Source organism: Leisingera sp. ABM4_101, assembly GCF_056158725.1.
Map to the genome: position 1 here is coordinate 1,989,534 of NZ_JBSWTV010000002.1, position 15,149 is coordinate 2,004,682.

Here is a 15,149-nt window from a genome sequence, read left to right on the forward strand (position 1 = left end):
TCTTTTCAAGTAAGGCGCAGGTTACGCTGACAGATCAAACCGGTCGGCATTCATCACCTTGACCCAGGCCGCCACAAAATCCTGCACGAACGCCGCTTCGCCATCACCCTGCGCATAGACCTCGGCCAGCGCCCGCAGCTGCGAGTTGGAGCCGAACACCAGGTCCGCCCTTGTGCCGGTCCATTTCACCGCACCGCTGGCCCGGTCGCGGCCCTCATAGGTGCCGTCGTCTGCCGGTTTCCACTCCACACCCATATCGGTGATATTGGTGAAGAAGTCGGTGCTGAGGGTACCCACCCGGTCGGTGAAAACGCCATAGGCAGAGCCGCTGTGGTTCGCACCCAGAACCCGCAGGCCGCCGACCAGCGCGGTCATCTCCGGCGCACCCAGACCCAAGAGCTGCGCCCGGTCAACCAGCATCTTCTCGGCCGGCACGCTATAGGCCGCCTTCTGGTAGTTGCGGAACCCATCCGCCTCCGGCTCCAGCACAGCAAAGCCTTCAACATCAGTCTGCTCCTGGCTGGCATCAGTCCGGCCCGGGGTAAAGGGCACCTCTACCGGATGCCCGGCAGCCTTGGCGGCTTCTTCTACACCGGCACCGCCGGCCAGCACGATCAGGTCCGCCATGGAGATCTTCTTGCCGCCAGCGGCACTGCCGTTGAACGCGTTCTGGATATCTTCCAGCACGCCAAGCACGCGGGCCAGTTGTTCCGGCTGATTTACCTCCCAGTCCTTCTGCGGGGCCAGGCGGATACGGCCGCCATTGGCGCCGCCGCGATGGTCCGAGCCACGGTAGGTCGAAGCAGACGCCCAGGCGGTGGACACCAGCTCAGAAACCGTCAGCTCCGAGGCCAGCACCCGGGCTTTCAGATCGGCGATGTCATTGGCATCCACCAGCGCGTGATCCACCGCCGGAACCGGATCCTGCCAGATCAGGTCTTCAGACGGCACGTCCTCACCCAGGTAACGCACCTTCGGCCCCATGTCGCGGTGGCACAGCTTGAACCAGGCGCGGGCAAAGGCATCGGCAAACTTCTCCGGGTTGGCGTGGAAATCGCGCGAGATCTTCTCGTACTCCGGGTCCATCCGCAGCGACATGTCCGCGGTGGTCATCATCGGTGCATGGCGCTTGCTGGGATCATGCGCGTCCACCACCATATGCTCCGGCGCCACGTCCTGTGCGTGCCACTGCTGGGCACCCGCCGGGCTTTTCTCCAGCTTCCACTCATAGCCGAACAGAACGTCGAAATAGCCCATATCCCAGGTGGTCGGATTCGGCTTCCAGGCGCCCTCGATGCCTGAGGTGGTGGTGTCGCCGCCCTTGCCGGAGCCGTGCTCATTGATCCAGCCCAGGCCCATGTGCTCCATCGCAGCCGCTTCCGGCTCAGCACCAACCAGCGCCGGGTCGCCTGCGCCATGGGCCTTGCCGAATGTATGGCCGCCGGCCACCAGCGCCACGGTTTCCTCGTCATTCATGCCCATGCGCGCAAAGGTGTCGCGCACGTCATGACCCGAGGCCACCGGGTCCGGATTGCCGTTCGGCCCCTCCGGGTTCACATAGATCAGGCCCATCTGCACCGCCGCCAGCGGGTTCTCCAGATCACGCTCGCCGGAATAGCGGTTGTCGCCCAGCCACTCGGTCTCAGTCCCCCAATAGATGTCTTCCTCCGGCGCCCAGATATCCTCGCGGCCGCCGCCAAAGCCGAACACCGGCCCGCCCATCGAATCAATGGCGCAATTGCCCGCCAGGATCATCAGATCACCCCAGGAGATCTTGTTGCCGTATTTCTGCTTGATCGGCCACAAGAGGCGGCGCGCCTTGTCCAGGTTGCCGTTGTCCGGCCAGGAGTTCACCGGCGCAAACCGCTGGTTGCCGGTGCCGCCGCCGCCGCGGCCATCCGCGGTGCGGTAGGTGCCGGCGCTGTGCCAGGCCATGCGAATGAACAGCCCGCCGTAATGGCCGTAATCCGCAGGCCACCAGCCCTGGCTGTCGGTCATCAGCGCCATCAGGTCCGCTTTCAGCGCCTTCAGGTCCAGCGTCTTGAACGCATCGGCGTAATTGAAATCAGCGCCCATCGGGTTCGACTTGGGTGAGTGCTGATGCAGGATCTTCAGGTTCAGCTGGTTCGGCCACCAATCCTGGTTCGAGGTTCCGCCGCTGTCGGTGTTCAGCGCCGCACCGTGCATCACCGGGCATTTTCCTGCGGGATTATTTCCGTCCATTATTCTCTCCGATCGTGGCTGCAAATTCTGATGTGCTACGTGGCAGAAGGCGTTTGGGACCTGTGCGGCAGCGTGACTGCAGCCCGTGGTCCGCCTTGAAATAAAAGCGGGCCAAAGCTGCGAATGCCGGTCCTCCCTGTCTTCCTGAAAATGAGGCTAGCAGGGAAAAGTGATTGGCTTAAGTTGCATTTTTTCATCGCGGTGATAATGAAATCCTATGATCAATGTGACCCTCCGCCAAATGCGCTACTTCGAGGCGCTGGCCCAGCACCGCCATTTCGGCCGCGCAGCCGAGGCCTGCGCCGTGTCTCAGCCGGCATTGTCTGTTCAAATCAAGGAATTGGAGGAGGTGCTTGGGGTGCAGCTGGTGGAGCGCGCGGCTCGCCAGGTGCGGCTAACAAGCTTTGGCGAGGATCTGGCGGACAGGGTGCGCGGCATCCTGCGCTCGGTGGATGAACTGGGCGAACTGGCGCGCGCCTCGCGCGAAGGGCTGGCGGGGCGGCTGCGGCTGGGAGTGATTCCCACCATCGCGCCCTATCTGCTGCCTGCAATCGTCGGCAATCTGACCCGCCAATACCCCGAGGCCGATATCAGGGTCCGGGAAACGGTCACGCCAAAGCTGCTGGAGGAACTGGGCGAGGGGCGGCTGGATACCGCCATCGTGGCGCTGCCGGTTTCGGAGCCCGCGTTTGAGGAGGCGGCGCTGTTTTCCGAAGACTTTGTTCTGGTCCGCCCGGGCGAGGATGCGGGCAAACCGGTGCCAGGGCCGGAAGGCCTGCGTGAAATGCGGCTCTTGCTGCTGGAGGAAGGGCATTGCTTCCGCGACCAGGCGCTGTCGTTCTGCAATATGCAATCCGCCGCCCCGCGCGAGCTCTTGGACGGAAGCTCGCTGTCCACGCTGGTGCAGATGGTCAGCGCCGGAATCGGGGTCACGCTGATTCCCGAAATGGCGGTGCCGGTGGAAACCCGCTCAGCCGTGGTTTCGGTGGCCCGCTTCGGGGATCCGCAACCATCGCGGACAATCGGCATGATCTGGCGGCGCAGCAACCCGCTGGCCCGGCAGCTGATGCAGGTCGCCGCAGTGGTTCAGGAAACCGCGGAAGATCTGCGTCGGAGGCTTGCTGTGCAGGCCTGACTGCCGGGCCGGCGCCAGACCCGGAAACCGGTGCAACGGTGCCGGTTTGCCTGAAGGCCAATCGCCTTTAGCGTGATTGGTGCGTAAAAAACACGCTCACATCGAATTGAGAATCCATCCGTTTCCAGCCGGAAGACGCTTTGTTAACGTTCCGTTAATAATAAATAATTGAAGCAGGCATACAGGCAGATGAAAACGGGCTTTCGTGGCACGTTTGTTATTTCCTGGTCGCAAACCGAGATCGACGGCCTCCCGGCCGCACCGGTGGACGCTCTGGATGTGGGGGCGGCTTGGTCCTGGCACGGCGATGCTGTGCGGGTGGACGGGCCGGCAGGGCTATTGCGGCTGGATATGGCAAACGGCGAAGCAGAGTTGCGCCGCCGGGCGGCACGGTCGGTGCGCCGTCTGGTCGGGGCTGCGGTGCAGAACCGCACGGATGTTGACGCGGTGGAAGTCGACGAGCCGCTGATGGACAGCAGCTTTGTTGTGACCAATGGCGTGCAAAGTTACACTGTTACCCTGATCGAAGTCGGCCCGGGCCAGCGCCCGCTGCTGATGTTCGTCGATGAAATCCCGCCCCGCGGCGCCGATCTCTGGGTGGTGCATCACGCGCTGGGCAGCATCCATTCCGGCCGGCCCCAGGGCGAATCCGGGGTAATCTGCTTTACCCCCGGCACCCTGATTGCCACGCCCGGCGGCCCCAAGCGGGTCGAGCAGCTGCGCGAAGGCGAAAAAGTGCAGACCCGCGACAACGGTGCCCAGGAAATCCTGTGGATCGGCTCGCGCCGGATCAGCGGCGCCCGGCTGTTCGTGATGCCCCGGCTGCGCCCGATCCGCATTCACGCGGGCGCGCTCGGCATTGACCGGCCGGAACAGGAACTGCTGGTCTCTCCCGACCACAGGATGCTGCTGCGCGGCGACCGGGTGCGGGCGCTGTTCAACACGTCTGAGGTCCTGGTCGCTGCCAGCGATCTGGTCAACGGCAGCACCATCCAGCCCGACGCCTCAGTGCGCGAGGTGACCTATATCCATCTGATGCTGGCCAATCATCAGGTGCTCTGGGCCAACGGGGTGGAAACAGAGAGCTTCCATCCCTCCAACGCTTCGCTGATCACGCTCAGCGAGGCCGACCGGGCGCGGCTGTTCCGCCTGCAGCCGGAGCTGGAGCGCAATCCGCTGTCCTATGGCGCTCATGCGCGCCGCAATCTCAGCACGTCAGAGGCGGTGATTCTGGGCCACGAGGCCGCGTAAGGCGGGCCATTTCCCTGCCGTTCCGGCGGCCCTGATACCGGCGGCGGGCAAAATGCCCGCCTCGCGGGCGGAATTTCCGGCGAAACTGCTCCGGTTCGTGTTGACTCTGCCCCGTCCCCTTATATAAGCGCGGCTTCATTGGTGTTGGTGGCCCCCGCAAGGGGATGCCTGTCATGCCCGGATCCTGGATGCGGAGCAAGAGGACAACGCCCTTCGATTGTTGCGGGTGATCCTGGAGCAGGTGAACACAGACGGTGCAGTGGCAGATGCGATTGCAGCCCGGAATGTGGGAGCCGGTTTTCGGAAACAGCTGCAATGCCATTAAAGAAGGAGATCAGCCGTGACCAAACGCACGTCTGCCAAGTACAAAATTGACCGCCGCATGGGCGAAAACATCTGGGGCCGCTCGAAGTCCCCGGTCAACCGCCGCGACTACGGCCCGGGCCAGCACGGCCAGCGCCGCAAGGGAAAACTGTCCGACTTCGGCATCCAGCTGCGCGCCAAGCAGAAGCTCAAGGGCTACTACGGCGACCTGACCGAAAAGCAGTTCCGCCGCATCTACGGCGAAGCCGTGCGTGTGTCCGGCGACACCGGTGAAAACCTGATCGGCCTGCTCGAGCGCCGCCTGGACGCCGTCGTCTACCGCGCCAAGTTTGTGGCCACCGTCTTTGCGGCCCGCCAGTTCGTGAACCACGGCCACGTGACCGTGAACGGCAAGCGCGTGAACATCCCCTCCTACCGCGTCAAAGAAGGCGACGTGATCGAGGTCCGCGACAAGTCCAAGCAGATGGTTGCCGTTCTGGAAGCCACCCAGCTGGCTGAGCGCGATGTGCCGGATTACATCGAAGCCGACCACTCCAAAATGAAAGCAACCTTCGTGCGCACACCCGCCCTGGGCGACGTGCCGTACCCGGTTGTGATGGAACCGAACCTGGTCGTCGAATTCTACGCCAAGAACTAAGCCTTCTGCCCCTTGGGCATCTGGCGGAAGGGCTGTCCTCTGGGGCAGCCCTTTTTCGTTTGCCCGCGGTCCAGCCGGATCCGCAAAAGCCGGTAGCCCTGCGCGCCGCCTGCCACTATCCTGACAGCAAAACGACAGGGAGTGAGAGATGAAATCCGTATTCAAAGCCGCCGCCGCGGCTGCCGTCTGCCTGGCCGCTGCCGCCGCGGGCGCCGCACCGTTGAAACTGGCGCCGGCAGACCCGCAGCCCTCTGGTGTCAAGCCGGGGCTGGCCGTCGTCTACGCTTATCCCCATGACGTGAAATCTCTGGCAGAGGCCTCCTCGGCGCTGAAAATCTCCAGCGAACCGGGCCAGCCTATCGCAGGCCTGGACAATCGCGACACGGAAGAGGGGCAAAACACCCTGACCGCCAAACGGGCGCTGAACGTGGTCGCGCGGATTACCGGCTATGTGAATATCACCCAGCCCGGTATCCACAGCATCGACTTCCTGACCAACGACGGGCTGCGCGCCACGATCGGCGGCCAGGTGGTGGGTGAATTCGATGGCCGTCAATCCTGTGACAGCACAATCCTGACAGAAGTCGAAGTGCCTGCGGCCGGCTGGTATCCGGTTGATATCCTCTATTTCCAGCGTCAGGGCACCGCCTGCCTGCACATGCGCATGGGGCCTGAGGGCAAACGCCCGAAATGGATGAAAGACAGCGCCTTCGGCCACTGACCGGCTGCGGCTTCTTTCTGGTTGCAAATACTCCAGGGGGAAGCCCGCAGGGCTGGGGGCAGCGCCCCCCACCTCCGTTACAGCGGCAACGGGCGTCCCTCTGCGATGGCCTCCATCGCAAAATAGGACGTCACGCTGTCCAGCTCCACGCCGGAGATTAGCCGCTGATACACCCTGTCATAGCTCGCCATGTCCTCGGTCACCACTTTCAGCTGGTAATCGTAATCGCCGCCGATGCGGTGAAAATCCACCACCTCGGGAATGGTCAGCACATGACGGCGGAAGGTCTGCAGCCACTCCGCTGAATGATGCCGGGTACGCAAGAGCACAAACACAACCAGATCCAGCCCCAGCTGCTGGCGGTTCAGCCGCGCGGTGGAGCCCTGCAGCAGCCCGCTCTCGTTCAGCGCCTTCAACCGCCGCCAGCAGGCGTTCTGCGACAGCCCCACCTTGTCGGCCAGTTCCCGTTGCGACAGGCTGGCGTCCTGTTGCAGCACCCGCAGAATGGCGCGGTCAATTTGATCGGCTGTTTTGCTCATGTGCAGATCATATGACACCGGATCTATGTAATCTACTCAGTAATTGATTAAGTTTTCCCACCTGCTACCGTTCATGATGCCTCCACAGATTTCGGAGGCACGGCATGACACTGGCAGCATTCAAGCAGACAATCGCGCAGGCCGCACATGACGGCACCCTGAGCCGCAGCGTGATCGGCGACGGCGTGATGATCCCCGGTCTCGATGGCGAGGTGCCGCTGGTCTATGCCGACTACGTCGCCTCCGGCCGGGCGCTGCGCCAGGTGGAGGATTTTGTGGCGTCCCAGGTGCTGCCCTTCTACGCCAACTCCCATACTGAGGCCTCTTATTGCGGTACTCAAATGACCCGCCTGCGCCGCGAGGCGCGGGCTGAAATCGCCCGCATGACCGGCGCCACTGGGGATGATGCGGTGATTTTCACCGGATCGGGCGCCACCGCGGGCCTAAACCGGCTGGTCAGCCTGTTCGGCGTGAACGAGGCAGACCGGCCGGTTGTTTTCATCGGCCCTTATGAGCATCACTCCAACATCCTGCCCTGGCGTGAGAGCAAGGCTGAGGTGGTGGAAATCCCGGAAGCCCCCGGCGGCGGAGTGGATCTCGCAGCTCTGGAACAGGCGCTGCAGGACCACGTAGGCAGCGATCTTAAAATCGGCAGTTTCTCGGCGGCCTCCAACGTGACTGGTATTATCACCGATCCGGACCCAATCAGCCGCCTGCTGCATGCCCAGGGCGCGCTGGCGGTCTGGGACTACGCCGGCGGCGGCCCCTACCTGCCTGTCGATATGGGCGGTAACGGGGCTGCGCGCAAAGACGCCGTGGTGGTCTCGCCGCACAAGTTCCCGGGCGGTCCCGGCGCCTCTGGCGTGCTGATCGTCAGCACAGCAGCCGTGCGCCGCCGCTGCCCCTCCTGGCCGGGAGGGGGAACAGTCAGCTTTGTTTCCCCTTGGCGCCATGAATACAGCGGCGACCTGGCAACCCGCGAGGAGGCCGGCACCCCCAATGTGATCGGCGACATCCGTGCGGCCCTGGCGTTCCTGGTCAAGGAAGCCGTGGGGCAGGAGCAGATCGAAGCCCGCGAAGCGCAGTTTGCACAGATGGCCTGGGACGGCTGGTCGGCAAACCCGCGGCTGCGCGTCCTTGGCCACCCTCATGCGCACCGGCTGCCGATCTTTTCCTTCCTGGTCTCGGACGGCGCAGGCAATCCGGTGCACCAGCAGCTGTTCACCCGGATGCTCAGCGACGTCTTCGGCATCCAGGCCCGCGGCGGCTGCGCCTGCGCAGGCCCCTATGCGCACCGTCTGCTGGGCATAGGCCAGGCAGAAAGCGAAACCCTGTTTGCCGACCTGCAGGCTGGCGAGGAAATGAAGAAACCCGGCTGGGTACGGCTCAACTTCTCTTACCTGATGGAGGCGGAGACGGCGGCCTATATCATCGCCAGCGTCAATGAACTGACCCTCAGGGCAGGAGCATTGTCTGCCCGCTACAACGCTGATCCGGAAACCGCACGGTTCAAGGCACTGGTGGCCTGAACCCATATGCGCAGGGCGCTTTCCCGGCCTGGGGAAGCGCCTCACATACTTGTGATATCTAGGCATCACAGCCCGGCGTTTAAAGGGGGAAACTGCGCGGCAAATCCCCCGGGACAGCGCTAACAGGGCCATGGCACACTTCAACCAGTTGTTAAAGAGTTGGAGCAAAGTCATGGCCCTCAAGCTTTCCGCCCCTGTTGGTGACAAGAAACGCATCACCAAACCGGACCCCAAGACCGGCGAAAGCAAATTCAAACCGGTCAAGAACGCCCCCGCCGACGTTGAACTCGTCCGCCTGATGCTCAAGGCAAACGGTTATTCGATCGAGGTCAGCACCAAATGCGACGGGGCTCTGATCAAGACCATCAAGGATTTCCAGAAAAAGAAACTGGGCTTCAGAAAGCCCGACGGCATCGTCGATCCCGGTATGCGCACCTGGAACGCAGGCCTGCCCAAACTGGCCGCAATGCACGCTGCCGACACCAAGATCGAGCGGGTCGAGGTCGTCGAGAACGGCAAGACCAAGCTGATCACCGTTGCCGAGTTCGAAGCCGGCCAGGAGGAGTTGCGCCGCAAGCTGCTGGCTAAGGCCAACATGATGTACGGCCAGGCCGAGTCCTGGGTCGATTTCTGCAATGAGGTCGAGAGCACCCGCCAGGGCAATGACACCTTCCTGAATGCGCTGACTGAATTCGCCGTCAGCGTGGTCAACGATAAGACCGATCCGCCCTGGACCCCGATCCTGAACGCCCGGTCCGAGGCAAGCTTCCTCAAGACACTGACCAGTAAGAAAAAGCCGGACTGGAAAAAGGTTTATAAACAGGACGTCAAGGCGTCCAAGGCCTATAACACCGGCGGCAAGGCCTTCAAGAAATTCATCGACCAGCGGATTGCCACCGCCGGCGGCATCGTCTGGAAACTCGAAGTGGTGCGCGAGGTCTCCTTTGCCGTGGTCGAAACCTATATGACCGCACGGCTGGTTGCGACCAAAGGGATGTCGCCCGCTAAGGCCCATGCTATCGCCGCCGCCAGCACCGAGGCACTGAAATCCAGTGCCGGCCAGCTGGGGGAGCATCTGGCGGGCAACAAGGTCACTTGGGACGGTGCTGCCAAGAAGGTCTTCATCGACAGCTTCATCGCGGGCCTTGCGGGTGCTGCCGGCGGCAAACTGACGGCCAAGCTCTCGGCGGGCCTCGCCGACGACCTGGCCAAGGCCGCAGCCTCCAAATTGTCGCGGGAGATGCCCAAGAAGGCGGTGAAAGTTTTCTTTGAGAAGTTCCTGAAATCCAAGGCCGGCGAGGCCATGGTGACAGAGGCCCTTAAGGAAACCATCGGTCTGGCCAAGCCCCTGATCGAAAAGGGCCGCCCGCCGAATACCAAGGAGATCAAGGAAAGCATCGCCAAGATCCTGACCGCAGGCATCATGTCCGCAGGCGCAGGCAAGGCGCTGGAGAAATTCTCTTCCGGCTTTACGGGGGCTGCAGAAAAGTTCCTCAAGACCAAATTGGCGCCTGCCGCAATGGAGGGCGCGGTCAAGAAGGACCTGATTGCCAAATACGGCACCAAGGCCACGGAGGATTTCATCAAGCTTCACGGTGATGCCATCTATGGCGAGATTGCCAAACAGATCTCCGGCAAAACGCTCAGCAAATACGCGGGCGAGGCGCTGAATGGCGCCGACGGCTCGCAATCGGCCTCGACCATGCAGAAACAGGCCAATGAGGCGATGCGCAAGGACATGGAACTGCGCAAGCAGATCCAGAAGATCATCATGGCCGAAGCCAAACGCAAGATGCCCAAGTCGGCAGCTGCGCATTAACGCAGGCTGCAGTGTCTTGGCGCTGCCGCCGGGGGGACGGCAGCAATGGGGGAGCGTCATCTTGGTGCTTCCCCGTCCGCGTTTGGGCCGCTATGACGGGTTGGAATTAAGGAGCCCGTATTATGACCCAACTCACACCGCAGCCCGGTATCATGGACATTGCTCTGTATCAGGGCGGGGCTGCCCATGTGAAAGGGGTGAGCAATGTTGTGAAGCTCTCCTCGAACGAGAACCCCCTTGGCCCCAGCCCGCGCGCCGTTCAGGCGATGCAGGACGCAGCGGCCAATATGCACCGCTATCCCAGCTCGGATCACGCGGCGCTGCGGCAGGCCATCGGCGAGGTGCACGGGCTGGATCCGGAACAGATCATCTGCGGCGCCGGCAGCGACGAGATCATTGCCTTCCTGTGCCAGGCTTACGCCGGTCCGGGGGATGAGGTGCTCTATACCGAACACGGCTTTGCCATGTACCGCATCAGCGCCCTGGCCGCCGGCGCCACCCCGGTGGAGGTGAAGGAGCGCGAGCGCGTCACCGACGTGGATGCGCTGCTGGCGGGCTGCACCGCCAGGACCAAGCTGGTGTTCATCGCCAACCCCAACAACCCCACCGGCACCATGATCAGCGAGGCCGAGGTGGCGCGGCTGGCCGATGGCATCCCCGCGGGCGCGCTCCTGGTGCTCGACGGTGCCTATGCGGAATATGTCGAAGGCTTTGATGCCGGCGCGGCCGTGATTGCCTCCAGCGGCAACGTCTTCATGACCCGTACCTTCTCCAAGATCTACGGCCTCGGCGGCGCACGGATCGGCTGGGGTTACGGCCCCAAGGAAATCATCAATGTCCTGAACCGGGTGCGCGGGCCCTTCAACGTCTCCAGCACCGCGCTGGCAGGGGCTGAGGCCTCGGTGCGCGACACAGGTTACGTGGACCATTGCCGCACGGAAAACGCCAAATGGCGCGCCTGGCTGGCCAATGCGCTGGCAGAACTTGGTGTTCCATCAGACGTCTCCAGCACCAATTTCATCCTGGCCCGCTTCTCCAGCCAGGCAGAGGCAGAGGCCTGCGACCTGTACCTGCAAGCGCAGGGGCTGATCGTGCGCAGGGTGGCGGGCTACAACCTGCCGACTGCGCTGCGCATCACCATCGGCGACGAGGACTCCTGCCGCCGCATCGCGCAAGGCGTCAAAGCATTCAAAGAGGGGCAGGCATGAGCGAACACGTTTATGGCCGCGTCGCGCTGATCGGCCTGGGTCTCATTGCGTCCTCGATGTTCTGGGCGATGAAACGCGCAGGCCTGGCGGGCGAAGTCACCGGCTATGCCCGCAGCGCGGAAACCCGTGCGACAGCGCGCAAGATCGGCCTCTGCGACCGCGTCTGCGACAGCGCGCAGGACGCGGTCGCAGAGGCCGACCTGGTGGTGCTCTGTGTGCCTGTCGGCGCCATGGGCCCGGTGATGGAAGACATCGCGCCAGTGCTGAAGCCCGGCGCCACCGTGTCGGATGTGGGCTCTGTCAAACGCCACGTGATCGACGCGGTGCAGCCGCACATCCCCGAAGGCGTGCATTTCGTGCCCGCCCACCCGCTGGCAGGGACGGAGCATTCCGGCCCGGAATCCGGCTTTGCCGAACTGTTCGATAACCGCTGGTCGCTGCTGGTCCCGGTTGAGGGCACTGATCCGGAGGCCACCGCCCGACTGCGTGCGCTGTGGGAGGGCATGGGCGCCAATGTCGACGAAATGGACGCCGACCACCACGACCTGGTGCTGGCCGTCACCTCGCATACACCGCACCTGATTGCCTACACGATGGTGGGCGTCGCCGACGACCTGCGAAGGGTCACGGACAGCGAGGTGATCAAATATTCCGCTGCGGGATTCCGCGACTTCACCCGCATCGCGGCCTCGGATCCTACTATGTGGCGTGACGTGTTCCTGACCAACAAGGATGCCACGCTGGAAATCCTGGGCCGTTTCACGGAGGAGCTTTTTGCCCTGCAGCGCGCCATCCGCACCGGCGACGGCGACCACCTGCACGACTATTTCACCCGCACCCGCGCCATCCGCCGCGGCATCATCGAGGCCGGCCAGGACACCGACGCGCCGGACTTCGGGCGGAGCCAGAAGAAGTGATGCGCGCCGGGCTGGCACTACTGACGCTGCTGGCCGCCGTCTGCGCCGGCATAGCATCGGGCGCGGCGCCGGAAACGTCGCTCCAGCCCGCCGCACGGCCCGCGGCCACAGCTTATGAACCCGCGGCCTTTGCACCGGCGGCAGACCTCCGCCCGGCCCTGCGTCCGCAATCTGAGCAGGTCCTTGCCGCGGCGGCCCGTCCGGCTGCGCTGCCGCTGCTGGCCCCCGGGGCCTCCTTACAGCCCTTCGCGCGCCCGGACAGCCTGGCGGAGCAGGTGCTGTTCAAGCGCCGTCAGCGCCGCAAGGGCTCGGTCTGCGGCGACATTGGCATTCAGGGCGATCAAGCCGGCGATATTGCGGGCACGCTGCCCGGCTGCGGCGCCAAGGACGCCGTGAGGGTGCGCGAGATCGCAGGCGTGCGCCTCAGCCAACCCTCGCTGATGACCTGCAACACCGCTCGCGCGCTGAAGACCTGGATCAACCGCGAGGTCGAAACCGCCTTTGGCCGCCGCAACAAGGTGGTGGGCTTGCGCGTTGCCGCCCATTACGCCTGCCGCACCCGCAACAACCGCCCCGGCGCCAAGATTTCGGAACACGGCAAGGGGCGGGCGATCGACATCTCCGGCTTCACGCTTGCCAGCGGCGAGACCGTCACCGTCCTGAAGGGCTGGCAGAACCGCAAGACCCGCAAGAAGCTGAAAAAGATCTGGCGCGCCGCCTGCGGCCCCTTCGGCACTGTGCTGGGGCCCGAGGCCGACCGCTATCACAGGGATCACTTCCACCTCGACGTGGCCCGCCACCGCGGCGGATCCTATTGCCGCTGACGGCACAGACGGCAACCTAGGATCCCCTGTTCATCTGGCCGCAAATATCCCGGAGCGCGAGGCAGAGCCTCGCAGTAACGCCGGGCAGCCAAGCGCCAGCCGCAGCGAGGCGGCGAGCTCCCGCGCCTGAAAGTGCCCCAAGGGGCACATTACAGCCTTGGGCCGGGCGCGCTGCGCGCGCAGTAAAGAACTGCTGAGAGGCGCTTCAGGGGCAGGATTGCCCTGAAGCGCCATTCCAAGTGTGATGGTATGTGCCTGTAAAGGGTAAACGGCGCTATGCGCCACCGCTGCGCGGCCCTTGACAGGCGGGGCGGGCAGGCTGGGGCTGTCAGCGGATAATCAGCCGCGGCGCATGGCCCAGCGGCAGCGGGCCAAGCGTTACATAGCCGTCCGCAAACTCCAGCGTAATATCCAGATTGCGCGGGTTGCCGCTGGCCTCGGCCAGCAGCCCCAGAACCCGCTCCACCGTGCCCCGCAATGCAGGCGCCAGCACGCCGCTGCGTTCGGCCATCAGCACCAGCCCGCGCCAGTTCTCTGCCTGCAGCGCGATCTCGCCCTCCGGCAGCCCCTGGTCATCCACCATCAGTGCGCCGGCTGCCCTGAGACGCAGGCCGCCCCAGTGCGCTTCGGCCAGTTTCAGATCGATACGGCGCGGCTGCGGCCGCCGCTGCTCCAGCGCGGAGCGGTCCCAGGGCACGTCAAAGGCAACCGTCATTTCCAGCGTCAGCGTATCGAACCGCTCCGGCAGCGGCGCGCTGGCCGCCAAGAGCCGCCGCCAGGCCGCGCGCGGTGCAAACTCCCGGATATCTGCCGAGATCCGGTAGGTCTCGGGGCGGGCGGTCTGCACCATGCGCAGGTCCAAGTCGCTGCCGCTCAGCACCGTTTCGCCGCCGCGGGCAATCTGCCAGCTGTCCGCCGCGGCGGCCAGTTGCTCCAGCTCCAGCGCCGTTCCAGGCTTCAGATGCAATCCCGTCTGCAGCCCGTCTGCGGTGATCACCACGGTCTGGTCGAAATAGGACAGCCGCTGTGCCGTGGCCGGAAAGTGCAGCTCCAGCTGCCCCGGCCAGGCGGCGGGGCTCGCCAGTTCCAGCCAGTCTGCCCGCCAGGCGGTGCCGCTGCGCGGATCCGCCAGCGCGGGACGGCTGATACGGGTCTGATGGCGGAACGGATAGCCCTGCGTTTTCAGCCCCGCGTGCTCTGCCTGCCAGCCCCGGCTCTCCTGCGCCGCGAACCAGGCCGCGATCCCGCTCCTCAGCCCCCAGGCCGCTGCTGCCCAATACAGGCTCCACAGCAGAAAAGCAGCAATCAGCAGTTTCGCCAGGCGCATCGGATAGCCTCTTTTGTCCGCAGCAGGATTGCTGTTTATAGGGGAGGAGCAGAAAGGGCCAGACAACATGACGATGTGGGTATTCGGATACGGATCACTTCTTTGGAACCCCGGTTTCCCGGTGGCGCGGCGCGAGGTTGCGGTGCTGCACGGCTATGCGCGCTCCTTCTGCATGTCCTCGGTCCATCACCGCGGCAGCGAGGAAAAGCCCGGCCTGGTGCTGGCGCTGGACGCCGTCCAGGATGCCCATTGCAAGGGCATCGCCCTGGCGGTCGAAGCAGGCCACGAGGAGCAGACCCTGGCAGAGCTGCGCGAGCGCGAGCTGATCTCCTCGGCCTATCTGGAGCGCGACCTGGAAGTTGAGCTGGCGGATGGCTCCATGGTCACCGCCGTCACCTATGTGATTGACCCGCATCATGTGCAGTATTGCGGTGGCCTCAGCCTGGAAGAACAGGCCCAGATCATCGCCCATGCGGTGGGTGGCCGCGGCCCCAATACCGAATACCTCTACAACACGGCGGAGCATCTGGCCGAGATCGGCCTGCATGACAGCGATCTGGATTGGCTGGCGGGCCGGGTACGGGAAATCACCGCTTAAAGCCTTCACAGGGCCGGCCGGGACGAGGCTGGTTTCTTGTTTTAGAGGACCGCCTCAGCCACAGGCCCGGCCTGCCGCGCCAGCGGCAGGCACGCGT

General features: G+C 64.1%; 13 protein-coding genes. 10 read left to right on the top strand and 3 right to left on the bottom strand.

Annotation, left to right across the window (positions count from 1 at the left end; all coding sequences use genetic code 11):
• Positions 1-21 precede the first annotated feature (21 nt).
• Complete coding sequence (gene katG, locus ACXAEK_RS10745) at positions 22-2,223, bottom strand: catalase/peroxidase HPI (protein ID WP_475041822.1); 2,202 nt, start codon at positions 2,221-2,223, stop codon at positions 22-24.
• Between the two features lie 217 nt (positions 2,224-2,440).
• Here katG and ACXAEK_RS10750 point away from each other — a divergent pair, with 217 nt between their 5' ends.
• From ACXAEK_RS10750 to ACXAEK_RS10765, 4 genes are all read left to right on the top strand, one after another.
• Entirely contained in the window at positions 2,441-3,358 is a 918-nt protein-coding gene (locus tag ACXAEK_RS10750) for a LysR substrate-binding domain-containing protein (RefSeq protein WP_475041824.1), read from the top strand.
• Positions 3,359-3,547: 189 nt separating this feature from the next.
• The gene (locus ACXAEK_RS10755) at positions 3,548-4,609 is read left to right on the top strand and encodes a Hint domain-containing protein (RefSeq protein WP_475041826.1); all 1,062 of its coding nucleotides are present in this window, start codon (positions 3,548-3,550) and stop codon (positions 4,607-4,609) included.
• A 340-nt stretch (positions 4,610-4,949) separates the two neighbouring features.
• Entirely contained in the window at positions 4,950-5,570 is a 621-nt protein-coding gene (gene rpsD, locus ACXAEK_RS10760; RefSeq protein ID WP_475041827.1) for a 30S ribosomal protein S4, read from the top strand.
• Between the two features lie 148 nt (positions 5,571-5,718).
• Positions 5,719-6,291, top strand: a complete 573-nt coding sequence (locus ACXAEK_RS10765) for a PA14 domain-containing protein (RefSeq protein ID WP_475041828.1) — start codon at positions 5,719-5,721, stop codon at positions 6,289-6,291.
• A 77-nt stretch (positions 6,292-6,368) separates the two neighbouring features.
• Here ACXAEK_RS10765 and ACXAEK_RS10770 read toward each other — a convergent pair whose 3' ends face one another.
• The gene (locus ACXAEK_RS10770) at positions 6,369-6,830 is read right to left on the bottom strand and encodes an Lrp/AsnC family transcriptional regulator (protein ID WP_475041829.1); all 462 of its coding nucleotides are present in this window, start codon (positions 6,828-6,830) and stop codon (positions 6,369-6,371) included.
• Between the two features lie 104 nt (positions 6,831-6,934).
• Here ACXAEK_RS10770 and ACXAEK_RS10775 point away from each other — a divergent pair, with 104 nt between their 5' ends.
• The 5 genes from ACXAEK_RS10775 (at position 6,935) to ACXAEK_RS10795 (ending at position 13,127) form a co-directional block, all read left to right on the top strand.
• The gene (locus ACXAEK_RS10775) at positions 6,935-8,359 is read left to right on the top strand and encodes an aminotransferase class V-fold PLP-dependent enzyme (RefSeq protein WP_475041831.1); all 1,425 of its coding nucleotides are present in this window, start codon (positions 6,935-6,937) and stop codon (positions 8,357-8,359) included.
• A 172-nt stretch (positions 8,360-8,531) separates the two neighbouring features.
• Positions 8,532-10,178, top strand: a complete 1,647-nt coding sequence (locus ACXAEK_RS10780) for a peptidoglycan-binding protein (RefSeq protein WP_475041832.1) — start codon at positions 8,532-8,534, stop codon at positions 10,176-10,178.
• 122 nt (positions 10,179-10,300) lie between these two features.
• Positions 10,301-11,386, top strand: a complete 1,086-nt coding sequence (hisC, locus tag ACXAEK_RS10785) for a histidinol-phosphate transaminase (RefSeq protein WP_475041833.1) — start codon at positions 10,301-10,303, stop codon at positions 11,384-11,386.
• The gene (locus ACXAEK_RS10790; protein WP_475041835.1) at positions 11,383-12,303 is read left to right on the top strand and encodes a prephenate/arogenate dehydrogenase family protein; all 921 of its coding nucleotides are present in this window, start codon (positions 11,383-11,385) and stop codon (positions 12,301-12,303) included. Before hisC ends, ACXAEK_RS10790 begins: the two co-directional genes overlap by 4 nt.
• Positions 12,303-13,127 carry an extensin-like domain-containing protein gene (locus ACXAEK_RS10795; RefSeq protein WP_475041836.1) on the top strand — a complete coding sequence of 275 codons (825 nt, stop codon included), beginning with the start codon at positions 12,303-12,305 and terminating at the stop codon, positions 13,125-13,127. The genes ACXAEK_RS10790 and ACXAEK_RS10795 overlap by 1 nt, the downstream gene beginning before the upstream one ends.
• A 328-nt stretch (positions 13,128-13,455) precedes the next feature.
• On the opposite strand, the gene ACXAEK_RS10800 is transcribed toward ACXAEK_RS10795, so the two are convergent.
• Entirely contained in the window at positions 13,456-14,454 is a 999-nt protein-coding gene (locus tag ACXAEK_RS10800; protein ID WP_475041838.1) for a DUF2125 domain-containing protein, read from the bottom strand.
• A gap of 67 nt (positions 14,455-14,521) precedes the next feature.
• Here ACXAEK_RS10800 and ACXAEK_RS10805 point away from each other — a divergent pair, with 67 nt between their 5' ends.
• Entirely contained in the window at positions 14,522-15,052 is a 531-nt protein-coding gene (locus tag ACXAEK_RS10805) for a gamma-glutamylcyclotransferase (RefSeq protein WP_475041840.1), read from the top strand.
• Positions 15,053-15,149 lie beyond the last annotated feature (97 nt).